Raw genomic sequence first — 26329 nt, 5'->3', positions numbered from 1 at the left:
GCCGACCCCGAACACCGCCCCGCCCCCACCGACCCCGCCGTCGCCCCCGTCCTCCCCGGCCGCCCCGTCGCCGACCGCCCCCAAGTACGCGCCCTCGGACCCCACGACGGCGAGAACGGCCCCCCCTGCCCCTGGTGCGCCACCCCCAACCGCGTCGACCGCCACTTCTGCGTCCGCTGCGCCATGCCCCTGGCCCCCCAGGACCGCACCACCGGACGCCTCCCCTGGTGGCGCCGCCTGTTCGGCTCCAGCAGCCGCGAAGCCCACTGGGCCGGCGACCGCCCCCGCCTGCGCCGCACCTTCGACCGCATCGGCACCTGGATCGCCGCCGCCGTCGCCATCACCCTGGTCGTCCTCGGCATCATCTACATCCCCGACGGCATCCAGGCCACCCGCGACCACTTCGCCAAACGCGCCCCCGTCGCCCCCGACCAGATCCGCGCCTCCCGCTCCTACCCGGGGCACAAACCCGCCCTCGCCTTCGACCGCATCAGCAACACCTGGTGGGGGCCGGGCGTGACCCAGTCCGGCCAGGGCGAATGGATCGAGGCCCGCTTCAACGAACCGGTCCGCCTGCTCGACGTGATCATCACCCCCGGCACCTCCACCCGCGCCCAGAAGCTCTCCGAGTCGGCGCTCCCGCACCGCGTCCAGGCGAAGATCACCATGAAGGACGGCACCACCAAGATCCGCGACCTGACCCTGGACCAGGCGTCCGGCGGCCAGCGCCGCGCCTTCCGCGTCGGCGAGGTCACCGCCGTCCGCTTCACCATCGAATCCGCCTACGGAGCCTCCGCCAGCAAGCAGGTGGCCATCGCGGAGATCGAGTTCTTCAACCGCTCGGCAGGCGACCGCGGCTGACCTCCACGACCCACGGAAAACGGTCCCCCGCTGTGCGAGCGGAGGACCGTTTTCCCTGCCGGAGCCCCCTGTCGGATTCGAACCGACGACCTACGCATTACAAGTGCGTTGCTCTGGCCATCTGAGCTAAGGAGGCACCGCGCGCCGACCGGGCGCGAGGGCTGCTCCACTGTACACAGAGCCGCTTTCCCCGAGCCACGGAGTTCGGGTGCCGGCCGGGCCCCGCGAGAATTCCGCCGAAGTTCACCCACCTCCAGCTACTGACAGACCAGGTGAACGCGGGGTACGGTCCTGAACCAGTTCACCTGTGTGGCCTACACCAGGCGCGAACCTCCACAACTGAACACTCACGGACACCACTGCGGAGTCATCCGCCGTGGCACCACCTTCCTACAACGGATCGTCCGGCACGTTCCTGCCGGTAGAAGGGGGCCCTCACCATGGCCACTGTCACGTTCGACAAGGCGACCCGGATCTACCCGGGTTCCACCAAGCCCGCCGTCGACGCGCTGGAGATCGACATCGCGGACGGCGAGTTCCTCGTCCTCGTCGGCCCGTCCGGCTGCGGCAAGTCCACCTCGCTCCGCATGCTCGCGGGGCTCGAGGACGTCAACGGCGGTGCCATCCGCATCGGTGACCGCGACGTGACGCACCTGCCGCCCAAGGACCGGGACATCGCCATGGTGTTCCAGAACTACGCGCTCTACCCGCACATGACGGTCGCCGACAACATGGGCTTCGCCCTGAAGATCGCCGGCGTGAACAAGGCGGAGATCCGGCAGAAGGTCGAGGAGGCGGCGAAGATCCTCGACCTCTCCGAGTACCTGGACCGCAAGCCGAAGGCGCTCTCCGGTGGTCAGCGTCAGCGTGTCGCGATGGGCCGCGCGATCGTCCGTGAGCCGCAGGTCTTCCTCATGGACGAGCCGCTGTCCAACCTGGACGCCAAGCTCCGCGTCTCCACCCGTACGCAGATCGCCTCCCTCCAGCGCCGGCTGGGCATCACCACGGTCTACGTCACCCACGACCAGGTCGAGGCCATGACGATGGGCGACCGGGTGGCGGTGCTGAAGGACGGTCTGCTCCAGCAGGTGGACACCCCGCGCAACATGTACGACCGGCCCGCGAACCTCTTCGTGGCCGGCTTCATCGGCTCCCCCGCGATGAACCTCATCGAGGTGCCGATCACCGACGGTGGTGTGAAGTTCGGCAACAGCGTGGTGCCGGTCAACCGGGACGCGCTGAAGGCCGCCGCCGACAAGGGTGACCGTACGGTCACCGTCGGCGTCCGTCCCGAGCACTTCGACCTGGTGGAGCTGGGTGGCGGCGTCGCCGGCACCCTGTCGAAGGACGCCCAGGACGCCCCGGCGGGCCTCGCGGTCTCCGTCAACGTCGTCGAGGAGACCGGCGCGGACGGGTTCGTCTACGGCACGGCCGAGGTCGGTGGCGAGACGCGGGACCTCGTGGTCCGCGTCAACAGCCGTTCGGTGCCGGAGAAGGGCACGAGCCTGCACGTCGTGCCGCAGCCGGGCGAGACCCACGTCTTCTCGACCTCCACGGGCGAGCGCCTCACCGACTGAGCGCCTCACCGACCGGGCGCCTCACCGACCGAGGCGGCCGGGCGGCTGACGCCGACGTTTCACCCAGACTGACGAAAAGGGCTTCGCGGCCTTGCCGCGGGGCCCTTCTCGTTGTCGACAAGTATCCCAACACAACGGACTTTTCGAGCAGTGTGCGTCAACCCGTCTCCCTTCCCGGGCCCCTTCCGCATCCCTCGAACCGGTGACTAAATGTCGCCAAATCATCACCGGGCGCTACCCTCACTCGCGTGAAGCACTCCGTGAAGCACTCCACCAACCGTCAGACGCGAAGCGGCCGGGGCCCCGCCCAGATGATCGGCCGCTCCCTCGCCTTCGTCCTGCCCGTCGTCCTGGTGCTCTCCGGGACTCTCGCGGTCACCCGGGTCAACTGGTCGGGCGATCCGACGAACTCGGTGCTGACCGCGTCGGACGCCTCCGCCCCCGAGGCGTCTTCGCCGGCCGCCGCCCGCGCCGCCCACGAGGTGTTGCGTGACCGGCTGCTGGCGGAGCTCCAGGAGGAGGACCCGGGCGTCGCCCTCACCCACCTCCAGGAGGCGGTGAACGACCGTCCGTCGCTGGCAAGGCACTGCGCCTCCCTCGCCCGCGCCCTCGGCCGCGCGGCGGTCCGCGTGTACGGCCCGACCCGCGCCCAGTCGTACTCCCGCCCCGTCTGCGACACCGCCTTCGCCTCCGGCGTCCTGGCGGCCCACCACTGACCCGCCCGGGTCCCGCGTCCACCCCCGGGCCCGGCGAGCCGCACAGCGGCGCCCAGGGCCCGGGGCCGCGCGACCACACCGCGCCCCGCGCCCCGGGCTCCGGCGGCGCGAGAGTCGGCCGGGACCTGGACCGGGACCCGTCGGGCGGCGGGCGCGCCCACGTAAAGTTCGGGCATGACCGATCCGAGCGCCGCGTCCCGTCGTCCCGTCCAAGCCGTCGTCCTGGCCGGCGGGCAGGGTTCCCGGCTGCGTCCGTACACCGACGACCGGCCCAAGCCGATGGTCGAGATCCCCGGCACGGGGACGCCGATCATCGGCCATCAGCTCACCTGGCTCGCCGAGGAGGGCGTCACGGACGTGGTGGTCTCCTGCGGCCACCTCGCCGAGGTGCTGCAGAAGTGGCTGGAGTCGGCCGAACTGCCACTCTCCGTCACCACCGTCGTCGAGAGTGAGCCCCTCGGCCGCGGCGGCGGCCTGAGGTACGCCGCCGCGCATCTCCCGCACCCCGAGCGCCCCTGGTACGCCACCAACGGCGACATCTGGACCCGCTTCTCGCTGCGCGACATGGCCGACTTCCACGCCGAGCGGGACGCCGTCGCGACCCTCGCCCTGGCCCGGCCGCGGCTGCCCTGGGGGGCCGTCAAGACGGACGGCTTCGGGCACATCACCGACTTCATCGAGGCGCCCCCGTCGACCGTCGAGATCAACGCGGGTGTCTACGTCTTCTCCTCGGCCTTCGCGGGGCTGCTCCCCGAGCGCGGTGACCACGAGCGGACCACGTTCCCGCGGCTGGCCCGGGAGCGCCGCCTGGCCGGTTTCCCGATCCCGCAGGGCTCCTACTGGCGGGCGATCGACACCGCGAAGGATCTCACCGAGGCGGCGAAGGAGCTGGCCGCACAGGGCCGCTGACACACGTCGAAGGGGTCCCGCACGGAAACACCGTGCGGGACCCCTTCGACGTGTGGGGGGGGTGGTCGGGGGCGTTATCCCAGGAGTCCGCCGACCAGGCCGGGTTCCCCGGGGGAGGTCGCTCCGCCGTCGCCGCCGGTGCTGCTCCCGGTGCCGGTGTTGGCCCCGGGTGGGGCGCCGCCACCGCCCGTCGCGGCACCGCCGCCGCCACCACCGCCCCCGCCGGTCGGTCCGGCGCTGGTGCTGGGTGCCTGGCCGGCCGGGGTGGTCTGCTGCGGCGGGGCCTGGCCGCCCGTGCTGCCCTGGGGCTCGGTCGGTGCGCCGCCGCCGGTGGTGGTACCGGTGTCGCGGGTGGCGTCCGGCGCGGTCGAGGCGGTGTCCTCGGGTCCGGCCGTTCCGGAGGTCGCGCTCTGGGTGGGTGAGGAGGTGGCCTCGGGGGTGCGGCGCTGCCGTTCGCCGGGTGCCGGCGAGAGCGGGGCGCCGGGCAGTTCGTTGCGCGGGGCCTCGCCGGGGCCGGGCACGACCACGCGGTCCGCGTCGCGGACGGCGCCGCCGAGCAGCGAGCCGACCAGCAGGGTGACGCCGGCGACGAGGAAGGTGACCAGGGCGCCGCGGCGCAGCACGTACCGGCGCAGCGCCCAGAGGTCGGCGCGGGGGCCGAGGCGGCGCCAGGCGCCGCCGGCGAGACGGCCGTCGACGGAGTAGACGGGGGCGCCGGCGATGATCAGCGGGGACCAGGCGGCGAGGTAGATGATGTCGGGCGCGTCGTAGACGGGGACGCTCTTCCAGCTCACGGTGAGCAGCAGCGCGGCGGAGAGGAACGCGCCGACGCCGGCGGTGACGCGCTGCCAGCAGCCGAGGACGGTGAGGACGCCCACGATGACCTGGAGGAAGGCGATGACGAGGCCGGAGCCGACCGGGTGGGAGAGGGCGAACTGGCGCAGTGGCTCGGCGACTTCCCAGGGGTGCAGGGTGTTGAGCCACTTGACCATGGAGCCGCGTTCGCCGCCGTCGAAGTAGACGGGGTCGCAGAGTTTGCCCATGCCGGCGTAGATGGAGATGAAGCCGAGGAAGACGCGGAGCGGCAGCAGGACCACGCCGAGGTTCATGCGGCGGCCGGGGTAGTAGGCGTGCCGGGCGGGGTCGTCGCTCGGGCGTCCGTCGCGCGACCGTACGGCCGTGGCGGCGTCGTCGTCTTCGTCTTCGTCTTCGGTGGGGTCGCCGGGGTACTCGGGGTACTCCGGGTAGGCGGCGTACTCGTCGTGGGTGTAGCCGGGTTCGTCGTAGGCGCTGCCGACGGTTGCGAGGTGCGGCAGCAGCCGCGTCCCCGCGTCGTCGTGGCCGGCGGTGCGCTGGGCGCCGACGACGGGTGTTTCGAGGGTCTGGCCGGTGAGAGCGTCCCCGTACCCGTCGTACTCGTCGTACCCGCCGTGAGCGTCGTGACCGGCATGGCCACCATGCCGGTCATAACGGCCGTAACCGTCGTAACGGTCGTAGCCCTCGTAGCCGTCGCGGCCCGGACCGCCGGTGGTGATGGTGCCGCCGGAGCTGCCGGGACCGTCGACGCGGGGGATGAACTGCGTGGCCCCGGCGTCGGTGGCGGCTTCCTCGGCGCCGGCCCGCACCGCTTGGAGCAGCCGGTGGGCGCCGGTGTCGTCGGGGTCCGACCGCCCGCTCCAGACGACCGCCCGGCGGCGCGCGGGCGCGCCGGCGGCGGGCACGCGGGCGGTGCCCTGGGTGGCGCTCAGGTGCCGCGAGATCCGCGCGGATCGGGTCCGCCCCGTCGAGGCACCCAACTGCACGCGGAAGCTCGCGTGGTTGACGACTACCTGGGCCGGATCGCTCGGCACCTTCACCATGCTCAGCGCGGGAGCGTCGTCGATTCCCGGCGAACGGTCGCCCGTGGGTGTGCGGGGTGTTCTGGTGTCCACACTCATCTAACCGAGTGACGTGTGGTTAGGACACTGCCTTGACCCGCCGGATGTGTCCGGACAGCGTCAAGATCATCTGGACCGTCCGCGACCCCCCGTACGGGTCAGCTCAGCACATCGAACACGTGTCTCAGGCACGCCTGCGGGCCGCCTCGTAGAGCACGATGCCCGCCGCGACACCGGCGTTGAGCGACTCGGTGCCGCCGGGCATCGGGATCCGCACCCGGTGGTCGCAGGTCTCGCCGACCAGCCGGGACAGGCCCTTGCCCTCGCTGCCGACGACGATGACGACGGGTCCGCCCAGTGCCTCCAGCTCGCCCACCTCGACCTCGCCGTCGGCGGCGAGACCGACGACCACGGCACCGGCCTTCTGGTACGCCTCCAGGGTGCGGGTCAGGTTGGTGGCGCGCGCGACGGGCGTACGGGCGGCCGCGCCGGCGGACGTCTTCCAGGCGCCCGCGGTCATGCCGGCCGCGCGCCGCTCGGGGACGACCACGCCGTGCCCGCCGAAGGCGGCGACGGAGCGTACGACGGCGCCGAGGTTGCGGGGGTCGGTGACGCCGTCGAGGGCGACGATCAGCGCGTCCGCGCGCTGGTCGTCGGCGGCGGCGAGCAGGTCCTCGGGGTGGGCGTACTCGTACGGCGGCACCTGGAGCACGAGCCCCTGGTGGTTGAGGCCGTTGGTCATCCGGTCCAGCTCGGGCCGCGGCGCCTCCATGAGGTTGATGCCGCCGCGCTCGGCGGCCAGTTGCAGCGCCTCCCGCACCCGCTCGTCGCTGTCGATGAACTGCTGCACGTAGAGGGTGGAGGCGGGCACGCCCTCGCGCAGCGCCTCGACGACCGGGTTGCGGCCGACGACCAGCTCGGAGGTGGACCGGCCGCCCCGGCCGCGCGCGGTGGGGCGGCGTACGGCCTGCTTCGCCTTGGCGTTGGCGACGCGGTTCTTCTTGTGGCCCTTGCGCATCTCGGCGGGGGGCGTCGGTCCCTTGCCCTCCAGGCCCCGGCGCCGCTGGCCGCCACTGCCGACCTGCGCGCCCTTCTTGCCGGACATGCGGCGGTTGTTAGCGGCCATGAGTACGTGTCTCGCTCTCTTACGGGTGCCCCCGGGTGTCCTCGCGGGGGTGTGACGTCTTATGCAGTGTGCCGCCCGGCGGCCCGGACGGCACACTTGATCATTCGGCCGGGTCGTGGGCGCTATCGGGAGCCGAGGCTCCAGCGTGGTCCCTGCGGGCCGTCCTCGATGGCGAGGCCGGACTCCGTGAGCCGGTCGCGGATGGCGTCCGCGGTCGCCCAGTCCTTGCGTCCGCGCGCCGCCTCGCGCTGATCGAGGACGAGGCGTACGAGGCTGTCGACGACGCCGTGCAGGTCCTCGCCGCTCTCACCGCCACCGGCCCAGCGGGCGTCGAGCGGGTCGAGTCCCAGTACGCCGAGCATGGCCCGCACCTCGGCGAGGCGCGCCACGGCGGCTTCCTTGTCGTCGGCGGCCAGCGCGCTGTTGCCCTGCCGGACGGTGGTGTGCACGACGGCGAGGGCCTGCGGGACGCCCAGGTCGTCGTCCATCGCCTCGGCGAAGGCGGGCGGCACCTCGGCGGCGGGCTCGACGGCGCCGCCGGCCAGCTCGGTGACGCGCTGCACGAACCCCTCGATCCGCCCGAACGCGGCCTCGGCCTCGGCGAGCGACTCCTCGCTGTACTCGATGGTGGAGCGGTAGTGCGGCGTGCCCAGGTAGTACCGGAGCACGATCGGCCGCCACCGGGTGACCATCTCGCTGACCAGCACCGAGTTGCCCAGCGACTTGGACATCTTCTCGCCGCTCATGGTGACCCAGGCGTTGTGCACCCAGTAGCGTGCGAAGGTGTCGCCGATGCCCCTGGCCTGGGCGATCTCGTTCTCGTGGTGCGGGAAGATCAGGTCGATCCCGCCCCCGTGGATGTCGAACTCGCTGCCGAGGTACTTGTGCGCCATGGCGGAGCACTCCAGGTGCCACCCCGGCCTCCCCCGCCCCCAGGGCGTCTCCCAGCTCGGCTCCCCGGGCTTGGCCGCCTTCCACATGGCGAAGTCCCGCGGGTCCCGCTTGCCGGTCTCGCCCTCGCCGGACGGCTGGCGCAGGTCGTCGAGGTCCTGGTTGCTCAGCGCCAGATATCCGGGCAGCGACCGTACGTCGAAGTAGATGTTGCCGTCGGCCTCGTAGGCGTGCCCGCGCTCGATGAGGCCGCGCATCATCTCGACCATCTCGGTGATGTGGCCGGTGGCGCGCGGCTCGTAGCTCGGCGGCAGGCAGCCGAGGCCGGAGTAGGCGTCGTTGAACGCCCGCTCGTTCTCGTACCCGATGGACCACCAGGGGCGGTTCTGTTCCGCCGCCTTGCGGATGATCTTGTCGTCGATGTCCGTGACGTTCCGGATGAAGGTGACGTCATAGCCGCGGTACGTGAACCAGCGGCGCATGATGTCGAAGTTCAGCCCCGACCGGACGTGCCCGATGTGCGGGGCGGCCTGCACGGTGGCGCCACAGAGGTAGATCGAGACACAGCCCTGCGTGAGCGGGACGAAATCACGGATCTGCCGGGCGCTGGTGTCGTACAGGCGAATAGTCACGGCTCCAGGGTAGTGGCCCCGAACCAGTGCCCCACGACCTTCTCGGCGGGGGGCATGCATTCGTGACAGAGGTGGGGGGGGAGATGGCGGGGGCCGAGCCCCCGGGGGGTGCAGGGGGCGCAGCCCTCGCCGGGGCCCGGGGCGGAGCCCCGGATCACCCCACCGAGACCACCAACGCCGTGGCGACCGCCATCAGCCCCTCCCCCCTCCCGGGAAACCCCAGCCCGTCCGTCGTGGCCCCGGACACCGACACCGGCGCCCCGGCCGCCTCGGACAGCACCTTCTCCGCCTCGGCCCGCCGCTTACCGACCTTCGGCCGCGCACCGACGACCTGGACCGCGACGTTCCCGATCCGGAACCCCGCCGCCCGCACGAGCCGCCCCGCCTCCGCCAGCAGCGTCACTCCCGAGGCCCCGGCCCACTCGGGCCGCCCCGTACCGAAGTGCTGCCCGAGGTCACCGAGCCCGGCCGCGGAGAACAGCGCGTTGCAGGCCGCGTGCGCGACCACGTCCGCGTCGGAGTGCCCGGCCAGCCCCGTTCCCGCGTCCTCCCACTTCAGTCCGGCGCACCACAGCTCACGCCCTTCCTCGAAGGCGTGGATGTCCGTACCGATCCCGACCCGCGGCAGCGCGAACCCACCCGGCGCGTGCTCAGAACCCATCGTTCAGCCTCCTGCGCGCGAGGACCGCCTCCGCCAGCACCAGGTCCAGCGGCCGCGTCACCTTGAACGCCTCCTCGTGGCCGGGCACGGCCACGACCGTGAGCCCGAGCTGTTCCACCATGCCGGCGTCGTCGGTCACGTTCTCCGTCACCGTCTCGTGGGCCCGTACCAGCACCCCCCGCTCGAACCCCTGCGGCGTCTGCACCGCCCGCAGCCGCGCCCGCTCCGGCGTGGCCACCACGGGCTCCGGCTCCCCCGGCGCACCGGCCGGGGCCACTTCCTTCACCGTGTCCGCGAGCGGCAGCGCCGGCACCACGGCGGGCGCGCCGCCCCGCACGGCCTCGATGACGGCGTCGACGGTGTCGACGGGGACCAGCGGCCGGGCCGCGTCGTGCACCAGCACGGTGTCGTACTCGGCGGGCAGCGCCTGGAGCCCGAGCCGTACCGACTCCTGGCGTGACTCGCCGCCGGGGACGACGAGGAAGTCGGTGCGCTCGGGCAGCGCGTGCGCGTCGAGGAGGCTCTTGACCTCGCCGGCTCCGTCGGGCGGCGCCACGACGACGACCAGCGAGACCGCGCGGGACGCGGCCATCGCGCGGATCGCGTGGATGAGCATGGGGGTGCCGCCCAGTGTGCGCAGCGCCTTGGGAGCGCCCGGTCCGAGGCGCACACCCCGGCCGGCGGCGGGGATCACGGCGGCGGTACGGGCCCCCGCGGCGGTCTGCGCGGTGGCTGCCGCGGGTGCGGGACGCGAATCGTCAGACATCGGTTCCTGTCAGGTTTGTGTGCTGGCCTGGCGTGGGTATGGCCTGGGAAGTGCCGGGCGCGACGCCTTGACCGGACCCTTTCCGTGACACTGGTCGAGCCAGCCGTCCGGGCCCGGCACACCAGGACTCGGGGGTGGTCCCTCGGACTCGGGGGCGGTCCCTCGGGAGTTGAGCGTACGTACCTTGTCCGGGTACGAACATGCCGCAGCGCCCGGCGACGGCAGAGACGTCATCGGGCACCGCGGCATTTCATGTGCTGACCGAGCGGGACTGCGCCTCGCGTCAGGAGGCGAGAACCTCGTCGAGCAGCGCCTCGGCCTTGTCCTCGTTGGTGTTCTCCGCGAGAGCCAGTTCGCTCACCAGGATCTGGCGGGCCTTGGCGAGCATGCGCTTCTCACCGGCGGAGAGTCCGCGCTCGCGCTCACGACGCCACAGGTCGCGTACGACTTCCGCGACCTTGATGACATCGCCGGAGGCGAGCTTCTCCAGGTTTGCCTTGTATCGACGGGACCAGTTGGTGGGCTCCTCGGCGTACGGCGCGCGCAGCACCTCGAAGACCCGGTCCAGTCCGTCCTGACCGACCACATCACGCACGCCGACGAACTCCGCATTGTCCGCTGGCACACGTACCGTCAGGTCGCCCTGGGCGACCTTCAGCACCAAGTAGGTCTTGTCCACGCCTTTGATCTGGCGAGTTTCGATAGCCTCGATCAGCGCGGCCCCGTGATGGGGATAGACCACGGTGTCGCCAACCTTGAACGTCATGTGACAGGTACCCCTTCCGTGGCTATCCAGGGTAACACGGAAACGGCGGCTTCTGAATGGTGTTTTCGCAGGTCAGGGCATATCTCGGGGCTTGACAACAGCAACAGGAACGTGCTGCGCGAGGCGGGCGGGAGAAAGAATTCGCAGGTCGGAGCGGCTGTCCGGGGCGGGTGAAACACGCCCGCCCTGCCCGCCCGTAGAGCCGGACGAGCGACTGAACATCCGCATATGTCCAGTTCCATGCGTGCGACTTCCGCTACTCCGTTCGGTGCCGACGACGTGCTTCCGGACGAATCCGAAATTGATCACGACACGCCCGCACCGCGCCACGGTGATCAATTTCCCGCCCCCGCTCCCCGATCCGTTCCACGCCCCCTTCCTCGATCCGTTCCCCGATCCGTTCCTCGTTCCGTCCGCACATTCCGCACGGAAAATACGAGGCCGTCGGGCGGAGTATCCCCGGCGTATGCCGGGTCTTCTTATCCGAATGGCGCTCACCCGGCCGGGTCAATGCGACTCGGGGGGCCGCCTGCCGGGTGAAGGTGGGGCCAGGGGGAGGAAGGAGGGGCTCAGGGGGAGGGTCGGGTGCGGCGCCGCACGAACGGCTCGGTAACCTGACATCGCTGACCATCACTTAGGGCGGCTTTATCCGTTGCCGCCGACCCCGTTCGAGTCAAGGAGTGCCGCCGCCGTGAGCAGCAGCCTTCGACGCGGCGCCCTCGGCGCCGTCGTCACCGCGTTCTCGATTCTCCCGCTCGCCGCGTGCGGCGCCGGCAACAACGCCCAGACCCTGGAGATCAAGCCGGACAACGCGGCGACGTCCGTCGGCGACATCAAGATCCAGAACGCGGTCGTCATCACCCAGCCCGACCTGGAGTCCACCGGCCCCGCCGCGGTCGCCGCCACCGTCTTCAACGGCGGCAGCACCGCCCAGACGCTGGAGTCCATCAGCGTCGACGGCACCGGCAAGACCGCCGAGCTGAAGCCGGTCAAGGGCCAGGACCTGACCGTCCCGGCCGGCGGCTCGCTGGTCATCGGCGGCAAGGACAACGCCTCCGCCGTGCTGCCCAGCAGCCGCGAGGCCGTCCAGGACGGCAACGCCCAGAAGATCACCTTCACCTTCAGCAAGACCGGTGACGTGTCCCTGAAGGCGTTCGTCGTGCCGGCCGAGCACTACTTCGCCGAGTGGGGCCCCAGCGACGTACCGTCGGCGTCCGAGGCCAGTGAGAACCCGGCGACGTCGTCCGCCTCCGCCGACGGGCAGACCTCCGAGAGGTCGCCCGGCGACACCGGCAGCGAGGCGTCCGAGTCGGCCTCCCCGTCCGGCTCCCCGTCCGCCGGGACGTCCGGTTCGGGCACCCCGACCGACGCGGCCTCGGCCAGCGCGTCCGCCGGCCACTGAGCCCTCGTACGGCACCGCACGGCACCGCGGACCCCCGCGGCACCGCACGACGCCCACGGCAGCGCACGACGCGCCACCACGCCGTACACATCCGTCACACGCCGAAGGGCGGGACCCGACCGGGGTCCCGCCCTTCGGCGTCGTACGGCAGGGCCGGTCTACGGCTCGAACTTGTAGCCGAGACCGCGGACCGTGACCAGGTACCGCGGCGCGCCCGGGTCCGGCTCGATCTTCGCGCGCAGGCGCTTGACGTGGACGTCGAGGGTCTTGGTGTCACCGACGTAGTCGGCGCCCCAGACCCGGTCGATGAGCTGCATCCGGGTCAGTACCCGGCCGGCGTTGCGCAGCAGCATCTCCAGCAGGTCGAACTCCTTGAGCGGCAGGTCGACCTTGGCGCCGGCGACGGTCACCACGTGCCGGTCGACGTCCATGCGGACGGGGCCGGCCTCCAGGGCCGCCGGGGTCACCTCCTCCGGCTCGCCGCGGCGGCGCAGGACGGCGCGGATCCGGGCGACCAGTTCGCGGGAGGAGAAGGGCTTGGTGACGTAGTCGTCGGCCCCTATCTCCAGGCCGACGACCTTGTCGATCTCGCTGTCCTTGGCGGTCACCATGATCACGGGGACGTTGGAGCGGCCGCGAAGCTGACGGCAGACCTCGGTGCCCGGCAGGCCGGGCAGCATCAGGTCGAGCAGGACGAGGTCGGCGCCGTTGCGCTCGAACTCGTCCAGCCCGTCGGGCCCGGTGGTCGCGATCGCGACCTCGAAGCCCTCCTTGCGGAGCATGTACGACAGGGCGTCGGAGAAGGACTCCTCGTCCTCGACGACGAGCACACGGGTCACGGAAGGACCTCCGGAGCGGGAAGCGTTTCGTACGGGGATGTTCGCGGGGATGCGGGGGACCGGCCGGTCTCTTCGTCGAGCCCGGGACGGTCGGTTCGGTGGGCGCGGCGGCCGGCGGAGCCCGCGTCCGGCAGCCGGAGAGTGAAGGTGGAGCCCTGGCCTTCGGCGCTCCACACCGTGACCTGGCCGCCGTGCGAGGCGGCCACGTGCTTGACGATCGCCAGACCCAGGCCGGTGCCGCCGGTCGCTCGGGACCTGGCCGGGTCGACGCGGTAGAAGCGCTCGAAGATGCGCTCCTTGTCCTTGTCGGAGATGCCGATGCCCTGGTCGGTCACGGCCACCTCGATCATGTCACCACCGGTGGCGGCGACGCGCCGGGCCGCTATGCCGACCCGGGTGCGGGCGGGCGAGTAGTTGACGGCGTTCTCGACCAGATTTCCGAGGGCCGCGGCGAGCTGGCCGCGGTTGCCGTGCACGTGCAGATCCGCCGTTCCTCCGGCGGCCATGGTGATCTGCTTGGTGCCGGCGGCGTGCCGGCAGCGGTCGATGGCCTCGGCGACGAGTTCGTCGACGCGGACCGGCTCGGCGTCGTCCAGCGGGTCGTCGTTCTGCACCCGGGAGAGGTCGATGAGTTCCTGCACCAGGTTGGTCAGCCGGGTCGCCTCGATCTGCATCCGGCCGGCGAAGCGGGTCACGGCCTCGGGGTCGTCGAAGGCGTCCATCACGGCCTCGGAGAGCAGGGAGAGCGCGCCGACCGGCGTCTTCAGCTCGTGGCTCACATTGGCGACGAAGTCGCGCCGTACCGCTTCGATACGGCGGGCCTCGGTGAGGTCCTCGACCAGCAGGAGCACCAGCCGGGAGCCGAGCGGGGCGACGCGGGCGGAGACCGCCAGGGCCTCCCCCCGTCCGGTGCCCCGTCTGGGCAGGTCCAGCTCGACCTGCCGTATCTCGCCGTCCCGCCGGGTGTCGCGCGCCATCTGCAGCATCGGTTCGACCGCGAGCTTGCCGCCCCGGACCAGTCCGAGGGCGTACGCCGCCGAGCTGGCCTTGACCACCTCGTCCGCCTCGTCGAGTACGACGGCGGAGGACCTGAGAACCGACAGGACGGTGTCCACGCCCGGCGGGAGCACGGGGTCCATGTGCAGCGAGGTGCGGGTCGGGCGCTTCTGGTCGCGCTCGCTCCAGCGGAACGCGAGCATGGCGATGACGCCGGTACACACTCCGGCGATCGCTGCCGCTGCGGCGACCGCCGCGTTCACGTCCATGCCTCCAGGTTAGGCATGGCCCGTGGTCGCACCCCAGCCATCGGAGTGCGACCTCGAACACTCGTCGCCCAGAGTTCACCTTGGAGCCAGTACCGGTTCATTTGAGGGGCCGGAAACGGACGCGTACGAGCCGGACCGTGGCAGCGTGGGACTGAGAACCCCCTAACAGGACGTACGAGAGGGAACCGAAGATGCGGGACGCGTACCACGAGGAACTGGATTCGATCGGCGACGGTCTGGTCGAGATGGCCCGGCTGGTCGGGTCGGCGATCGGGCGCGCCACGACCGCCATCCTCGACTCCGACCTGAAGCTGGCCGAGAGCGTCATCGAGGCCGATCAGAAGGTGGACGAGCTCCAGCACGACTTGGAGGCGAAGGCGATAACCCTGCTGGCCCGGCAGCAGCCGGTCGCGACCGACCTGCGCATCGTCGTGACGTCGCTGCGGATGTCGGCCGACCTGGAGCGGTCCGGCGACCTCGCGCAGCACGTCGCGAAGCTGGCCCGGCTGCGCTACCCCGAGCGGGCGGTGCCGCGGGACCTGCACGCCACCATCCTGGAGATGGGGCAGCTCGCGCAGCGCCTGATGGCGAAGGCGGCCGAGGTCGTCATCACCAAGGACGTCGACCTCGCGCTCCAGCTCGAGCAGGACGACGACGAGATGGACCTGCTGCACCGCACCCTGTTCCAGCACCTGCTGGACGACCGCTGGAAGCACGGCATCGAGACCGCCGTCGACGTCACCCTCCTCGGCCGCTACTACGAGCGGTACGCCGACCACGCCGTGGCCGTCGCCAAGCGGGTGGTGTACCTGGTGACCGGCGAGCACGCGGACGAGCTGCAGGGCGACATCCCGCCGGTGACGGGGGTCGACGGGGTCTGAGCCGGGGGGCGGGGCGGGCGGGGAGTGCCGGGAGCGCGCCGGAGTTGTTCGAACAGCGCGCCGCCGTGCGCCGTTGATGCGACCGCCGGACCGGGCATGGAATGGGCACAGGCACCAGCCTCTAGGAGCCTCTAGGAGGGTCCCATGGCCGAATCCCCCAGCAAGACGCCCGACCCCGCGCGGGAGCGCCGGACCGAGCGGGCCGCCGACACCAGGGAACTGCCGCTGATCGCGTCCTGCGGCTGCGGCTCGGGCTGCGGCTGCGGCTGCCAGTCGGGCAGTCCCTGTCAGTGCGGCTGATGGCGATGGCGTAGCACACCGTCCGATCCGAAGGGCCCCGACGCAACCGCGCCGGGGCCCTTCGCCGTGCTCCGGGGCCCCGGCGGGCGCAGCATGGAAGAGAAGAGGGAAAGAGAGAAGAGGGAAAGAGAGAAGAAGAGGGAGGTGCGGGGTCATGGCTCAGTTCATGGACGTCCACCACGGCATGCGGGGAATCACCGCGGACCAGTTGCACCAGGCGCACGAGGCGGATCTCGCGGTCGAGAAGGACGAGAGCGTCCACTTCGAGCGCGCCTGGGCGGACCCGGAGTCCGGCACGGTCTACTGCCTCTCCGAGGCCCCGTCGGCGGACGCGGTCCAGCGCGTCCACGAACGGGCCGGCCACCGGGCGGACGAGATCCACGCGGTGCCGCTGGCGGTGTGAGGCGCCGGCCGCACGGTCGTACGTCGTACGTGATCCGTCATCCGCCGTGCGTGATCCGTCATCCGTCATACGGAGTTGAGTACGGGTACTCACGACGTGGTCGCGACCCGGGCCGACGATGAAGCGGTACGCACGCACCACCCACACCGTCACGATCACGGGGAGATCGCCATGAAGAACGCCCGGTCGCACACCTTGGTCCGCCTGACCCTCGCCAACCCCGCCTCGGCGGCGTACCTCGCCCTGGTCGGCGTGGCGATGGCGGTGGCGGCCCTGCAGCCCCTGGTCGCCCCGGGCTCCGACGCCTCGATGATCTGGGTGTGGCCGGCCTTCTTCACCCTCCCGACGTTCGGCTTCTTCGCCTGGCTGGGCAGCGCGGCGGAGACCCCGGCCCTGCTCCTGACCGGCGGCATCGTCGTCTCGGCACTGGTGCAGTCGCTGATGCTGGGGGCGGCGTGGGAGTCGTGGCGTGAGCGGGGACGCGGGCGTCGGCTCGGCTCGGCTTGAGCGACCCGGGCGGTCAGCCCCGATGGTGAATCAGTCCACCCCGTTCTCCTTCAAGGGCCCCACACAGACCCAGGAGCGGTACACATCCCTCGCGGGGCAAGATGTACGCCACTCTTCGACACCTCGTTCACCGCGGCGGAGAAGCAGCACTTCCTCGGGCACCCGGGCGACCTGACGGCTTTCTCGACGGCCCATCACGATCGCGGTGTCTACTACTCCGCTGTGGTGCACCCCAGCATGAACATCCGACTCCGAGGGAACGCGCAAGCGCGACATCACTGACAACGGCAAGGGTTTCAGCGTTCATGGAGTACCGGCGAAGCCGCAGCAGATCTTCCAGCACTCCGTAAAGGGGCTCGTGGAGTGCGCTCCGCTCGGACAGGGCCGCTACAAGTGTTGAGCCACACCGAACGGCTGCCAGCAGGTCCTTTCTCACCCTAGGACTGCTCGGTCACCGGTCTCTCCATACGTCGGCGACCGCGTCGCGTCCGCATTTCAGTCCTTCACTCGGGCGCTTCCCGGGCCTGCGTCGAAGTCGTACTCCAACACATACGAGGCGGCGTCCAGGGTCATCTCGTTGACCTCGACGGGGCGGCCCTCGTCCGTGAACGCGGTGCGGCAGACGAGGATGACCGGCGTGCCGGCGGACATGGCGAGTCGTTCCGCCTCGTCCTTCGAGGGCATGCGTGAGCGGATCTCCTCGCGGAAGTGCACCGGCTCGTAGCCGAGTTCGGCGAGCCTGGCGTACGTGCCGCCCGGTCCGGTGTCTTCCTGGGCGATGGCGGACCCGGCCACCAGGGACAGGGGGAGGTGACTCGTCGCGAGCAGAACCGGTTTGCCGTCCAGCACGAAGCGGCGACGCCTCACGCAGGTCATCTCCTCGACGGCCAGATCCAGGACCGCGCTGATGCGGTCGGGCGCCGCCTCCTCCGACACGCTGATCCGGTCGACCTCGAGCGCCCGATTCTCGATCTCCGCCGACCAGATGGAACGGCCGTTGCCCCACCGGTCGCGAGCCAGTCGGTCAATGCCACGGCGTCGAAGCGGGCGGAAAGCCCGGACGAACACGCCGGCGCCCTTGCGCGCTTCGGCGATGCCTTCGTCCCGCAGGACGCTCAACGCCTGCCGGGCTGTCATGCGGGCCACGCCGTGCGTGGTCATGAGGTCGTTCTCTCCCGGAAGCCGGTCGCCGGGGCCGTACCGGCCCACCTGGATGGCCTCGCGCAGGGAGTCCGCAATCCGCTGGTACTTGGGCCGACGGTCGTCGTCGGTAGTGGCCATCGCGAGACCCCCTCTCCTCACCTGTCTAGACACCTTAGGCCATAGGTCGGGCACCCGCTCGCTGCGCGTAGCCGACGCCTCCCTGCCCGACGGGGTTTCCACATGCCAAACTTGACATCTCTAGAGATGTGGCGGACCGTAAGGATGTCTAGAGAGGCCGGTCGAGCGCTGGCCTGGACGGCGACGGGATCACTGCATGCCGTCGCATCGAATTCTCGGACAGCGGCAAGGAGTGAGCGCGGATGACCTTCGTGATCGATCGGTATCCCTGCGAAGAGTCACCCCGGCTCGGCGCGATGATCCTGCTGCCGACGGCGGAGTCCGTCCCCCGGGCCCGGCGCTGGTTCCGGAAGTTCATCGCGCCGTACAACCCCGCCTGCTCGGTCGGCGACTGCACGCTGATGATCTCCGAGCTGGTGACCAACGCCATCCTCTACGGAAGGGCGGACGAGGGGTGGTGCGTACGCGTGGAGTGGTTCCGAGAGGGGACCTCGCTGCGCGTGGACGTACACAATCCCGGTTTCCCGGCGAATGTACGCCTGCGTCGGCCGGACGCCGACGACGCTCACGGGCGTGGACTGCTTCTGGTCGACGCCATCGCCGAGTCGTGGCACTCCGGGCCCAGCGCCTTCGGCGGGACGGTCGTCTCCTTCGTGGTGGCCGACGCGTGGCCCGCCTGAGCTAAGTGTGGGCACCACGTTGCGGCGCCGCCGGCATTGACCGATCTGTCGTCGGCGCTGGGCTCAGCCGTGAACCGGGACCGTGTCCACCGTCACCCGAAGTCGGACTTCATGGCCTCCCCGGCGGAGCCGGTCACCGCCGGTCCGGTCCCTTGTGCCGCTTCGGCCGTCGGATCCGTGAACGTCAGTGTGCGGGCGGTGCCGAGCAGGATCGAGCGGTAGTCGTCGGCGAGCCCCACCGACGAGGTCACCATCTGCACGGTGACGATCGATGACGTGCGGGGCTCCGGTACCGCCACGGTGCCCTGCCAGACAGTTCCCTCCAGGGGCCCCTGCCGGCCTTCGGGTGGGACGCCGGGTGCGACCGTCGTGCGTACCCGTTCCGTCAGGAACCCGATCCCGGAGGGCAGTTCGACGGGTTGCAGACCGTTCCTCGACCCGTCTCCCGCGTGGCCGGTCACCATGCCGGCGAGGACGCGAACGGGGTTCGCGCCTTTCGAGGAGATGGCTGAGATCGTGAGAACCGACAGCGATGCCTGCCCGTCGGCGCCGGGATGCATACCGAGTGCGTAGACGGCCACCGGCTGATTCCGCAACAGCAGTGCGGTCAAGGCGTACAGGCGGAACGTCTGGTCGGCCCGGTCCCGGGCGTCCTGGGGAAGCCCGCCGACCTGTCGGGAGAGTTCCGCAACTCCCTCCTCCGACGGGTGGAAGTCCAGTTCCAGGTAGCCATGGGGGAGCTGGTACCAGAAGTTCGGCTTCGTTTCGGTGTCCTTGGCCGCGGCGCCGAGGTGGTCGTTCACAGCCTGATGCTCCCTGCGAGTTCAACGAGATCGGTGCCGAAGGTCCCGAGCGTGCCTGCTGCGCCGGAGAGGGCCACGCCCGCTTTGGTGGCCTCTGTCGAGTCGTGGCCGATGCCGTCGTCCGGGAGGAGGCCGGCGGTCTCCACCGACGAGACGGTGTTCGCCGTCGCGTTGAGACCGTTGAGGGCCCAGTCCCGCACCATGCTGGGGCTGGTGGCGGTGTCCACGGCACGGTTCCAGTTCACGGCCTTCACTTCACCGGCGAAGGAGGTGACCTTCGAACCCAGTGACATGGCTTCACCGCTTTCCCTGGCGACCGCCGCCGCGAGACCCACTTCGCTGCCCGCTCGGGCGAGCATGCCGACACCGGGGACGACGCCCAGGGTGTCGCCGACGACCGAACCCCATGCGGTCAGGCCCGCTTTCCACCCGTGCTCGCCCATGAGCGAGTCCCGGAAGTCCCCACTCGAAAGGTTTTTGCCCAGTGCGGCGGCGCTGGCCACGATGGCGATGGCGGCGAAGGCAGGAGCAAGGGGAGTCGGGAAGAGCGCCAGCAGCCCCGCGATGGCACCGATGGTGCCGGCATGGTCCAGCAGGAACTGCCCGGCCCCCTTGAGGGCCTCCCCGATAGCCTCCAGCGACCGGCTCAGCCAACCCGGCTCCTTGGGGGCCAGTTTGTCGTCCGCCTCATCGAGTTTCTGGGCGACGGTTACTGCTTTCCCCCTGTTCTCGTTCTCGAGCCTACGGGCCTTGGTGAGGACGTCCTGGTAAGCCTGGTTGGCGTTGTCGACCTGAGTGGTCGCCGCGTTCAGTGAGCGCTCGGCCGCCCGCAGGCGCGCCGTCGCGGCGTCGGCCTCCTGCTGACTGGGAAACTGCCTCCCGGCCAGTTGAAGGTCAGGGTGGCCGGCGGCATCGTCATGGTGTCGCTTCGCCTTCTCGGCCGCGGCCTTCTTCTCACCGGCTTCCTCGTCGTACTTCTTCGCCAGGTCGCGATGGGAGGAGAGATCGCCGTTCCAGATGTCGAGCCACGCCGCGGCCTTCTCGAGCGAACGAGCGGCGTTTCCCATGTACTTCGGCAGCTCGCCGTCCAGAGCGTCCCGGAATGCGTCCGCCGCGTCGCCCTCCCAGTGCGCACTCTCCCCGAGCAACTTCTCGATCTGACGATGGGAGTTGTCCAACGCGCTCGCCGCAGCCTTCACCTTCTGTTGCAGCGCGGCGACTTCGGCGGGAATGCCGGGAACCGGATTCCAGCCAAGATTGGGGTACGGGTTCGCCGCCATCACTTCTTCCCCCCGGCACCGGACGTGGCCGATTCCGCCATCTGCTTCAAGGTCTTTTCGAGATTGTTCTCGAATTCCTCATAACTCAGTTTGTTGGCCTTCACGCCCTCACTGATGGCGCCGATCATCTCACCCAACTGTTCGGACCCGTACTTCCATCTCTCCTGGAAAGCGTCACAGGCCTCGTCCAGTCGCGCTGTACCGATCTCGGCGCTGCGGACGTGCGACAGCGCCTTACGTGCCTCGTCGAGATCCTTCGTCGCCTGCTGCAGCGACTTGACGAATCGATCCAACTGATCGATGTCGACCTTGAAGTGGTCCCCCACCGTTCGCTCCCCTAGTGACGAAAGAGAAAAACTCAGGACAACGCGGACAGAACGACTCCTCTTGCGTTGTCTGGCCGGGCAGCAGCTTATATATCAGTAGAGTGGTGTGTCGATCACAGTTCCACGAGCCTTCGAATACATATGCGAGGAGAACTTGTGAAAGAGAGCAGTGCGGGTCTTCCCTCCTTCGACAAGCACGCTGCGCAAGCTGATCAGGGCCCGGCGGATGCACCGACGCCCCTGCACAAGTTCGCTTTCGAGCACCCTGAGACTCGGGCGGCTTGGGAGAGGGCCCGCCGCAAGACGAAGAGAGGGGGCTGGGTCTGGCACTTCCTGTATGCCCTTTCGTGGGTGGCATACATCATCCTCTTCGGGAATGTCTCAAGCGAAAACGCGAAGGAGCGAGCTGCTGGAGGCATTGTGCTGGCGTCATTCGGCTACCTGTGTGTCATCTACCTGCGCCGCGACCTGATGGCGTCTGTCAAGCGCATCCGGCGGGTCCTTGAGCAGCACCCCTGGCAGCCCATCTCCGCAGCGCACAGACCTGACGGCGTCAAGGACTCCACGGGCGTGCCCGTCCGACTGCGGTACCGCGAAGGGGAGGAACTGACCGGCCTCATGACCGCGCGGAGTCCACTCCACCGACGCCACTGGCCCGAGGAACTGGAGCACGGCGCCTGGTACGCCGGCGAGCCCCGGCGGGACGGCAGTGTCATGACCCGCGGTTTCGGCGTCCTCTCCGTCCCGGGCGGCGGCCAGTTGCTGGAGGTGTCGCGAGCGACGACGATCCGGCGGCGCAACGAGGCACCACCGGCCTGACCCAGGGCGGGCCCGAAGCTTCATTGAGAATGCCGTCACACCTGACGGCCCAGAGACGACCCCAGCTCACCGAAAAGCCCCCGCCCTGCCGAGAAACCGCAGAACGGGGGCCGACGGGCGTGGGGCTACTTCTTCTTGCCCTGGTTCTTGACCGCCTCGATCGCTGCCGCGGCCGCGTCCGGGTCCAGGTAGGTGCCGCCGGGGTTGAGCGGCTTGAAGTCGGCGTCCAGTTCGTAGGAGAGCGGGATGCCGGTGGGGATGTTGAGGCCCGCGATGTCCTCGTCGGAGACGCCGTCGAGGTGCTTGACCAGGGCGCGGAGCGAGTTGCCGTGGGCCGCGACCAGGACCGTGCGGCCGGTCAGGAGGTCGGGGACGATCTCGTCGAACCAGTACGGGAGCATGCGGACGACGACGTCCTTCAGGCACTCCGTCCGCGGGCGCAGCTCCGGCGGGAGGGTCGCGTAGCGCGGGTCGGAGAACTGGGAGTACTCCGCGTCGCGGTCCAGCGCCGGCGGCGGGGTGTCGTAGGAGCGGCGCCACAGCATGAACTGCTCCTCGCCGAACTCCGCGAGGGTCTGGGCCTTGTCCTTGCCCTGGAGGGCGCCGTAGTGGCGCTCGTTCAGGCGCCACGAGCGGTGGACCGGGATCCAGAGGCGGTCCGCCGACTCCAGGGCGAGCTGCGCGGTGCGGATGGCACGCTTCTGGAGGGAGGTGTGGACCACGTCGGGCAGCAGGCCGGCGTCCTTGAGCAGCTCGCCGCCGCGCGTCGCCTCCTTCTCGCCCTTCGCGGTGAGGTTGACGTCCACCCAGCCGGTGAACAGGTTCTTCTCGTTCCACTCGCTCTCGCCGTGGCGGAGGAGGATCAGCTTGTACGGTGCGTCGGCCATGGGTCCGAGCGTAATCGAACCGCGGTGGCGTCCGCGCGGGGCGCCCGGCGTACGGACGCCCCGGGACGGGTGTCAAACAAACGAGTGGCCTGCGACAACGAGCCCCGGGTAAGTTGTGCTCGCCCCTGCGGGCACTTACCTACAGGTCGATCGACCGCCCCGGGGGGCCCATGTCAGTCACCGGTGCCCGACGCGCCGTGCGGGGATCGTTCTCCGGTCTCCCGCGTGAGTTCTGGTGGCTGTGGACCAGCACCCTGGTCAACCGGCTCGGCGCCTTCGTCGCGACGTTCATGGCGCTGTACCTGACGCTCGACCGCGGTTACTCCGCCTCCTACGCCGGCCTCGTCGCCGCCCTGCACGGGCTCGGCGGGGTGATCTCCTCGCCGGCCGGCGGGGTGCTGGCCGACCGGCTCGGGCGGCGGCCCACGCTGCTCCTCGCGCAGACCTCCACCGCCCTCTCCGTCGCGCTGCTCGGCTTCGTGCGGGACCCGGCGGCCATCGCGGCCGTCGCCTTCCTCGTCGGCATGGCGAGCAGCGCCTCCCGGCCGGCCGTGCAGGCGATGATGGCGGACATCGTGCGCCCGGAGGACCGTATCCGGGCCTTCTCCCTGAACTACTGGGCGATCAACCTCGGGTTCGCCGTGTCGTCCATGGCCGCCGGGTTCATCGCCGAGTACAGCTACCTCGCCGGGTTCCTCATCGAGGCCGCCATGACGCTGGCCTGCGCGGTCGTCGTCTTCCTCAAGGTGCCCGAGTCCCGGCCGCCCACCAGGACGCCCACCGGGGTCACCGGGGTCATCGGGGTCACCGGGGTCACCGGGGCCGCCGCAGCGGACGTCCGGGTCACGCTGGGCACCGTGCTGCGCGACGGGCGGTTCATGGGCGTCGTCGGGCTGTCGTTCCTCGTCGCCTTCATCTTCCAGCAGGGGGCCGTGGGACTGCCGGTGGCCATGGGGCAGGCGGGGTTCAGCGCGGCGGACTACGGCCTCGCGATCGCGGTCAACGGCGTACTGATCGTGGTGCTCCAGCTCCCGGTCACCCGGTTCATCGAGCACCGCGACCCGCGCCGGCTGCTCGTGGTCTCGTCCCTGCTGGCCGGTTACGGCTTCGGGCTCACCGCCCTCGCCGGGTCGGTCGGCGTCTTCGCCCTGACCGTCTGCGTGTGGACGCTGGCCGAGATCGTCAACGCGCCCACCCAGACCGGGCTGGTCGTCCGCCTCTCCCCCGCGCACGGCCGCGGACGCTACCAGGGTGTGTACGCCCTCTCGTGGTCCGTCGCCGCCCTGGCCGCCCCCCTGTCGTCCGGTCTGGTCATCGACCGGTACGGGGCGGCCTGGCTGTGGGCGCTGTGCGCGGTGGTCGGCACGGTGGCGGGCGCGGGGTACGCGCTGCTGATGCGGCGGCTGCCGGCAGAGGCCGCCGTGGTCTCAGAGGCCCCAGTGGCCTCCGAGGCCGCTGCCGTCTCTGCGGTGGCGGCCGTACCCGAACCGGCGGCCTTGTCCGCTAAGAACCAGGTCAGCGGCGTCTGACCGGGCGCGGGGCACGGGACCTCAGGGATGCATCCGCGCTCCCTTGAGCACCTTGTCCACCGCGTTCTTCGGCCCGTGCACGGCGATGCCCACCACGTCCAGTTCCGCCGTCGTCACGGCCCGTACCGCCGCCCGGTTGGCGCGGTCGTGGCCCGTGGCGAAGAGGTCGGAGGTGAAGACCGCCCGGGGCAGCGCGCGGGACAGCGCCCGCGTGTGCGCGGCCTTCAGCGTCTCCTTCGTCCCCTCGAAGACGAGCACGGGCTGGCGGAACATCGGCAGGTAGCCGACGCCGTCCGCGTCCTCGTACGGCTCGCCGATCACCTCCGGCACCTGGCTGCCCAGGCCGCTGACCAGGAACGCGGTGACGTTCAGCCGCTGCCAGGTCTCCAGGTCCGCACGGAGCAGCACCGCGATCTTGGTGTCGAAACGGACGGGGGCCTCGGCGTCGCCGGCGACGGCGGCGGCGACGGCGACGGTGGAGTCGGTGGAGACGGTGGGGGACGTGATCGTGGTCGTGGTCTCGCTCATGGCACGAGCATGCCGACGGTCGCACCGCCCGGTCTTGTACGTTGTTTGCATGGCCGCGCGAGGGAACGAGACCGCCGTCTCCGCCTGGCGTCCGCAGGTCCCGGGCGTCGTGGAGGTCTTCCACGCGCGTTTCACCGAGTACGCCTATCCCATGCACGTCCACGAGGCGTGGACGCTGCTGATCGTGGACTCCGGGGCGGTCAGCTACGACCTGGACCGGCAGCGGCACGGCACCCCGCACGACACGGTGTCCCTGCTGCCGCCGCACGTCGCGCACAACGGCTCGCCCGCCACCCCCGGCGGCTTCCGCAAGCGGGTCCTGTACCTGGACGCCTCCCGGCTCGGCGAGGAACTGATCGGGCCCGCCGTGGACGGCCCCGACCTGCGTGATCCGGTACTGCGGCGGCGGGTCGGGCAGTTGCACACCGCGCTGGCCCGGCCCGGCGACGAACTGGAGGCGGAGAGCAGGCTGACGCTGGTCGGTGAGCGGTTGCGGGGCCATCTGCGGCCCGCCGACGCCCGCCCGCCGCGCCGCGACCCGGGCCTCGCCCGGCACCTGCGCGAACTGCTCGACGAGCGCGTCGTCCAGGGGCTCACCCTGGACGAGGCCACCGCCCTGCTCCCGGCCCACCCGGCCCACCTGGTACGGGCGTTCAGCGCCGCGTACGGGATCGCCCCGCACCAGTACCTGATGTCCCGCCGGGTGGACCGCGCCCGCCGGCTGCTGCTAGCGGGCCGCGCTCCGGCCGAGGTGGCCACCGCCACCGGCTTCTACGACCAGTCGCATCTGACCCGGCACTTCAAGAAGCTGGTGGGGGTGCCCCCCGGGCGCTACCGGACAGGTGCGGCGGGCGGGAGCACTCCTACGGCTCCGCCCGCCACGCCCCGCGCCACGTCACGCGCCACGCCCCGTGCCACGCGGCTCACTTGACGTCGACGTAGTCCCCGGCGGCCGTCGCGCCGCCCGTCGTGGAGGTCTCACCGAAGGTGTAGCGCCAGTAGCCGTCGGCGGACGCCTTGACCGTGGTCTTCAGCGCGCCCGCGGAGTTCGCGCGGACCGTCTTGACCGTGCTGTACGTGCTGGTGCCGGCCTTGCGGAACTGGAGCTTCGCCAGCTTGCTGCCGTAGCCGGTGTACGTGTGCGTCGCCCAGTTCGCGCGGGTGAGCTTGCCGGTCACGGTGAGGGTCTTGCCCTTGGCGACCGGCTCGGGCGCGGCGTTGACGGTGGCGCGGGCGGCCCGCTGGATGCGGGCGGTGGACAGCGCGTTCAGGTACTCGGTCTTGGGCTGGCCGTCGGAGCCCCACAGGCGGGCGGCGGCGCCGAGCTTCCAGGTGGTGGCGTCGGCCGTGGAGTCCAGGTCGTTGCGGGGCCTGAGGTACAGCTCGCCGTCGCAGTCCGCGGCGTGGGTTCCGGCGTCGTAGCAGGTGAGGCCGCCGAGATAGATGCCGCCGCTGTCGGCTGCCTTGGCGGCGCTGGTGCCGCGGTAGAGGAACGGGCTCACCTCGACGTCCGGCATGCTGTGCTTCGAGGTCCAGGTCATGTGGAAACTGACGCTGGGGTTCTTCGTCTCGCTGGTGCCCACCACGATGGGCTTGCCGTTGTTCACGACGACCTCCGACACGGTGATCCCGGTGTCGGCGGCCTCCGCGGCCGGCGCGGTGAACGCCGCCAGGGCGAGCGCTCCCGCGAGTACGGCCACGGTGCCGGTTCTTCCTGCGCGCATGCACGACCTCTTACTGGTGTGGGACTGGTGTGGGTGCTGAAATCGCCGCAGGTTAACAGGAGGCGGACGCGAAGGAGTTGACCGGCCCCGGGG

At 70.7% G+C, this 26329-nt stretch carries 28 protein-coding genes and 1 tRNA gene; 13 read left to right on the top strand and 16 right to left on the bottom strand.

All coding sequences use genetic code 11. From position 1 onward, the window contains the following. Positions 1-861: NADase-type glycan-binding domain-containing protein (locus ABEB00_RS04845; RefSeq protein WP_425586435.1), on the top strand; the 861-nt coding region annotated here is incomplete at its 5' end. A 62-nt stretch (positions 862-923) separates the two neighbouring features. Here ABEB00_RS04845 and ABEB00_RS04840 read toward each other — a convergent pair. Then, positions 924-997, bottom strand: a tRNA-Thr gene (locus ABEB00_RS04840). 304 nt (positions 998-1301) lie between these two features. Between ABEB00_RS04840 and ABEB00_RS04835 the strand changes: the two genes are divergently transcribed. From ABEB00_RS04835 to ABEB00_RS04825, 3 genes are all read left to right on the top strand, one after another. Next, positions 1302-2438 (top strand): ABC transporter ATP-binding protein, encoded by a 1137-nt coding sequence (locus ABEB00_RS04835; protein WP_345617631.1) that lies wholly within the window; start codon positions 1302-1304, stop codon positions 2436-2438. A gap of 260 nt (positions 2439-2698) precedes the next feature. Further along, the gene (locus ABEB00_RS04830) at positions 2699-3154 is read left to right on the top strand and encodes a hypothetical protein (RefSeq protein ID WP_345617635.1); all 456 of its coding nucleotides are present in this window, start codon (positions 2699-2701) and stop codon (positions 3152-3154) included. A gap of 174 nt (positions 3155-3328) precedes the next feature. Beyond that, entirely contained in the window at positions 3329-4063 is a 735-nt protein-coding gene (locus ABEB00_RS04825; RefSeq protein ID WP_345617630.1) for a nucleotidyltransferase family protein, read from the top strand. Positions 4064-4137: 74 nt separating this feature from the next. Here ABEB00_RS04825 and ABEB00_RS04820 read toward each other — a convergent pair whose 3' ends face one another. The 6 genes from ABEB00_RS04820 to ABEB00_RS04795 form a co-directional block, all read right to left on the bottom strand. Then, the gene (locus ABEB00_RS04820) at positions 4138-6000 is read right to left on the bottom strand and encodes a DoxX family protein (protein ID WP_345617629.1); all 1863 of its coding nucleotides are present in this window, start codon (positions 5998-6000) and stop codon (positions 4138-4140) included. Positions 6001-6124: 124 nt separating this feature from the next. Then, positions 6125-7066: a 23S rRNA (guanosine(2251)-2'-O)-methyltransferase RlmB gene (gene rlmB, locus ABEB00_RS04815; RefSeq protein ID WP_345617628.1), complete on the bottom strand. Its 942-nt coding sequence runs from the start codon at positions 7064-7066 to the stop codon at positions 6125-6127. Between the two features lie 122 nt (positions 7067-7188). Beyond that, positions 7189-8589, bottom strand: coding sequence for a cysteine--tRNA ligase (cysS, locus tag ABEB00_RS04810; protein WP_345617627.1), 1401 nt, complete (start codon positions 8587-8589; stop codon positions 7189-7191). A 154-nt stretch (positions 8590-8743) separates the two neighbouring features. Then, positions 8744-9250 (bottom strand): 2-C-methyl-D-erythritol 2,4-cyclodiphosphate synthase, encoded by a 507-nt coding sequence (ispF, locus tag ABEB00_RS04805; protein ID WP_345617626.1) that lies wholly within the window; start codon positions 9248-9250, stop codon positions 8744-8746. Continuing rightward, the gene (ispD, locus tag ABEB00_RS04800; RefSeq protein WP_345617625.1) at positions 9240-10016 is read right to left on the bottom strand and encodes a 2-C-methyl-D-erythritol 4-phosphate cytidylyltransferase; all 777 of its coding nucleotides are present in this window, start codon (positions 10014-10016) and stop codon (positions 9240-9242) included. The genes ispF and ispD overlap by 11 nt, the downstream gene beginning before the upstream one ends. 283 nt (positions 10017-10299) lie before the next feature. Beyond that, positions 10300-10782 (bottom strand): CarD family transcriptional regulator, encoded by a 483-nt coding sequence (locus ABEB00_RS04795; RefSeq protein WP_003953493.1) that lies wholly within the window; start codon positions 10780-10782, stop codon positions 10300-10302. A gap of 691 nt (positions 10783-11473) precedes the next feature. Between ABEB00_RS04795 and ABEB00_RS04790 the strand changes: the two genes are divergently transcribed. Further along, the gene (locus tag ABEB00_RS04790) at positions 11474-12184 is read left to right on the top strand and encodes a copper chaperone PCu(A)C domain-containing protein (protein WP_345617624.1); all 711 of its coding nucleotides are present in this window, start codon (positions 11474-11476) and stop codon (positions 12182-12184) included. A gap of 158 nt (positions 12185-12342) precedes the next feature. On the opposite strand, the gene phoP is transcribed toward ABEB00_RS04790, so the two are convergent. After that, positions 12343-13014, bottom strand: a complete 672-nt coding sequence (gene phoP / locus ABEB00_RS04785; RefSeq protein ID WP_486389426.1) for a two-component system response regulator PhoP — start codon at positions 13012-13014, stop codon at positions 12343-12345. 5 nt (positions 13015-13019) lie between these two features. Then, positions 13020-14288 carry a two-component system sensor histidine kinase PhoR gene (phoR, locus tag ABEB00_RS04780; RefSeq protein WP_345617622.1) on the bottom strand — a complete coding sequence of 423 codons (1269 nt, stop codon included), beginning with the start codon at positions 14286-14288 and terminating at the stop codon, positions 13020-13022. Between the two features lie 191 nt (positions 14289-14479). Between phoR and phoU the strand changes: the two genes are divergently transcribed. The 4 genes from phoU to ABEB00_RS04760 all read left to right on the top strand — a co-directional run bounded on the left by phoU (position 14480) and on the right by ABEB00_RS04760 (position 16379). After that, entirely contained in the window at positions 14480-15169 is a 690-nt protein-coding gene (gene phoU / locus ABEB00_RS04775) for a phosphate signaling complex protein PhoU (RefSeq protein WP_345617621.1), read from the top strand. A 144-nt stretch (positions 15170-15313) separates the two neighbouring features. After that, the gene (locus tag ABEB00_RS04770; RefSeq protein WP_345617620.1) at positions 15314-15469 is read left to right on the top strand and encodes a hypothetical protein; all 156 of its coding nucleotides are present in this window, start codon (positions 15314-15316) and stop codon (positions 15467-15469) included. A 154-nt stretch (positions 15470-15623) separates the two neighbouring features. Continuing rightward, the gene (locus ABEB00_RS04765) at positions 15624-15872 is read left to right on the top strand and encodes an SCO4226 family nickel-binding protein (protein WP_345617619.1); all 249 of its coding nucleotides are present in this window, start codon (positions 15624-15626) and stop codon (positions 15870-15872) included. Positions 15873-16043: 171 nt separating this feature from the next. Beyond that, the gene (locus ABEB00_RS04760) at positions 16044-16379 is read left to right on the top strand and encodes an SCO4225 family membrane protein (protein WP_345617618.1); all 336 of its coding nucleotides are present in this window, start codon (positions 16044-16046) and stop codon (positions 16377-16379) included. Between the two features lie 495 nt (positions 16380-16874). Here the strand turns inward: ABEB00_RS04760 and ABEB00_RS04755 are convergent, their stop codons facing one another. After that, positions 16875-17660, bottom strand: a complete 786-nt coding sequence (locus tag ABEB00_RS04755; RefSeq protein ID WP_345617617.1) for a GntR family transcriptional regulator — start codon at positions 17658-17660, stop codon at positions 16875-16877. Between the two features lie 242 nt (positions 17661-17902). Here ABEB00_RS04755 and ABEB00_RS04750 point away from each other — a divergent pair, with 242 nt between their 5' ends. Then, positions 17903-18340: an ATP-binding protein gene (locus ABEB00_RS04750; protein ID WP_345617616.1), complete on the top strand. Its 438-nt coding sequence runs from the start codon at positions 17903-17905 to the stop codon at positions 18338-18340. 92 nt (positions 18341-18432) lie between these two features. Here ABEB00_RS04750 and ABEB00_RS04745 read toward each other — a convergent pair whose 3' ends face one another. From ABEB00_RS04745 to ABEB00_RS04735, 3 genes are read right to left on the bottom strand one after another with little or no spacing between them, the layout of a single operon-like run. Then, positions 18433-19143: a hypothetical protein gene (locus tag ABEB00_RS04745; RefSeq protein WP_345617615.1), complete on the bottom strand. Its 711-nt coding sequence runs from the start codon at positions 19141-19143 to the stop codon at positions 18433-18435. Then, a complete protein-coding gene (locus tag ABEB00_RS04740) occupies positions 19140-20423 on the bottom strand; it encodes a putative T7SS-secreted protein (RefSeq protein WP_345617614.1) in 1284 nt (427 codons plus the stop codon). Before ABEB00_RS04740 ends, ABEB00_RS04745 begins: the two co-directional genes overlap by 4 nt. Beyond that, on the bottom strand, positions 20423-20749 hold the full coding sequence (locus ABEB00_RS04735) for a hypothetical protein (protein WP_345617613.1): 327 nt from the start codon (positions 20747-20749) through the stop codon (positions 20423-20425). The genes ABEB00_RS04740 and ABEB00_RS04735 overlap by 1 nt, the downstream gene beginning before the upstream one ends. A gap of 420 nt (positions 20750-21169) precedes the next feature. Between ABEB00_RS04735 and ABEB00_RS04730 the strand changes: the two genes are divergently transcribed. Then, a complete protein-coding gene (locus tag ABEB00_RS04730; protein WP_345617612.1) occupies positions 21170-21568 on the top strand; it encodes a hypothetical protein in 399 nt (132 codons plus the stop codon). A 125-nt stretch (positions 21569-21693) separates the two neighbouring features. On the opposite strand, the gene ABEB00_RS04725 is transcribed toward ABEB00_RS04730, so the two are convergent. Beyond that, a complete protein-coding gene (locus tag ABEB00_RS04725; protein WP_345617611.1) occupies positions 21694-22455 on the bottom strand; it encodes a phosphoglyceromutase in 762 nt (253 codons plus the stop codon). A gap of 170 nt (positions 22456-22625) precedes the next feature. Between ABEB00_RS04725 and ABEB00_RS04720 the strand changes: the two genes are divergently transcribed. Then, positions 22626-23984 (top strand): MDR family MFS transporter, encoded by a 1359-nt coding sequence (locus tag ABEB00_RS04720; RefSeq protein WP_345617610.1) that lies wholly within the window; start codon positions 22626-22628, stop codon positions 23982-23984. A 21-nt stretch (positions 23985-24005) separates the two neighbouring features. Here ABEB00_RS04720 and ABEB00_RS04715 read toward each other — a convergent pair whose 3' ends face one another. Then, entirely contained in the window at positions 24006-24563 is a 558-nt protein-coding gene (locus ABEB00_RS04715; RefSeq protein ID WP_425586434.1) for a DUF2000 family protein, read from the bottom strand. Between ABEB00_RS04715 and ABEB00_RS04710 the strand changes: the two genes are divergently transcribed. After that, complete coding sequence (locus ABEB00_RS04710; protein ID WP_345617608.1) at positions 24562-25443, top strand: helix-turn-helix transcriptional regulator; 882 nt, start codon at positions 24562-24564, stop codon at positions 25441-25443. The two genes, ABEB00_RS04715 and ABEB00_RS04710, sit on opposite strands and share 2 nt — an antisense overlap. Here the strand turns inward: ABEB00_RS04710 and ABEB00_RS04705 are convergent. After that, a complete protein-coding gene (locus ABEB00_RS04705) occupies positions 25436-26236 on the bottom strand; it encodes a hypothetical protein (RefSeq protein ID WP_345617607.1) in 801 nt (266 codons plus the stop codon). The two genes, ABEB00_RS04710 and ABEB00_RS04705, sit on opposite strands and share 8 nt — an antisense overlap. Positions 26237-26329 lie beyond the last annotated feature (93 nt).

The organism is Streptomyces ziwulingensis, assembly GCF_039542605.1.
Lineage (GTDB): Bacteria > Actinomycetota > Actinomycetes > Streptomycetales > Streptomycetaceae > Streptomyces > Streptomyces ziwulingensis.
The sequence above is the reverse complement of the archived record's forward strand: the minus strand, read 5'-3'. Positions and strand labels throughout refer to the sequence as shown.

Excerpts from the sequence above, each read along its gene's own strand:
- ABEB00_RS04835 (WP_345617631.1), top strand. The coding sequence starts at position 1,302 with ATGGCCACTGTCACGTTCGACAAGGCGACCCGGATCTACCCGGGTTCC.
- ABEB00_RS04825 (WP_345617630.1), top strand. The coding sequence starts at position 3,329 with ATGACCGATCCGAGCGCCGCGTCCCGTCGTCCCGTCCAAGCCGTCGTC.
- ABEB00_RS04820 (WP_345617629.1), bottom strand. The coding sequence starts at position 6,000 with ATGAGTGTGGACACCAGAACACCCCGCACACCCACGGGCGACCGTTCG.
- rlmB (WP_345617628.1), bottom strand. The coding sequence starts at position 7,066 with ATGGCCGCTAACAACCGCCGCATGTCCGGCAAGAAGGGCGCGCAGGTC.
- ispF (WP_345617626.1), bottom strand. The coding sequence starts at position 9,250 with ATGGGTTCTGAGCACGCGCCGGGTGGGTTCGCGCTGCCGCGGGTCGGG.
- ispD (WP_345617625.1), bottom strand. The coding sequence starts at position 10,016 with ATGTCTGACGATTCGCGTCCCGCACCCGCGGCAGCCACCGCGCAGACC.
- ABEB00_RS04795 (WP_003953493.1), bottom strand. The coding sequence starts at position 10,782 with ATGACGTTCAAGGTTGGCGACACCGTGGTCTATCCCCATCACGGGGCC.
- phoR (WP_345617622.1), bottom strand. The coding sequence starts at position 14,288 with ATGGACGTGAACGCGGCGGTCGCCGCAGCGGCAGCGATCGCCGGAGTG.
- phoU (WP_345617621.1), top strand. The coding sequence starts at position 14,480 with ATGCGGGACGCGTACCACGAGGAACTGGATTCGATCGGCGACGGTCTG.
- ABEB00_RS04770 (WP_345617620.1), top strand. The coding sequence starts at position 15,314 with ATGGCCGAATCCCCCAGCAAGACGCCCGACCCCGCGCGGGAGCGCCGG.
- ABEB00_RS04765 (WP_345617619.1), top strand. The coding sequence starts at position 15,624 with ATGGCTCAGTTCATGGACGTCCACCACGGCATGCGGGGAATCACCGCG.
- ABEB00_RS04760 (WP_345617618.1), top strand. The coding sequence starts at position 16,044 with ATGAAGAACGCCCGGTCGCACACCTTGGTCCGCCTGACCCTCGCCAAC.
- ABEB00_RS04755 (WP_345617617.1), bottom strand. The coding sequence starts at position 17,660 with ATGGCCACTACCGACGACGACCGTCGGCCCAAGTACCAGCGGATTGCG.
- ABEB00_RS04750 (WP_345617616.1), top strand. The coding sequence starts at position 17,903 with ATGACCTTCGTGATCGATCGGTATCCCTGCGAAGAGTCACCCCGGCTC.
- ABEB00_RS04740 (WP_345617614.1), bottom strand. The coding sequence starts at position 20,423 with ATGGCGGCGAACCCGTACCCCAATCTTGGCTGGAATCCGGTTCCCGGC.
- ABEB00_RS04725 (WP_345617611.1), bottom strand. The coding sequence starts at position 22,455 with ATGGCCGACGCACCGTACAAGCTGATCCTCCTCCGCCACGGCGAGAGC.
- ABEB00_RS04720 (WP_345617610.1), top strand. The coding sequence starts at position 22,626 with ATGTCAGTCACCGGTGCCCGACGCGCCGTGCGGGGATCGTTCTCCGGT.
- ABEB00_RS04710 (WP_345617608.1), top strand. The coding sequence starts at position 24,562 with ATGGCCGCGCGAGGGAACGAGACCGCCGTCTCCGCCTGGCGTCCGCAG.
- ABEB00_RS04715 (WP_425586434.1), bottom strand. The coding sequence starts at position 24,563 with ATGCAAACAACGTACAAGACCGGGCGGTGCGACCGTCGGCATGCTCGT.
- ABEB00_RS04705 (WP_345617607.1), bottom strand. The coding sequence starts at position 26,236 with ATGCGCGCAGGAAGAACCGGCACCGTGGCCGTACTCGCGGGAGCGCTC.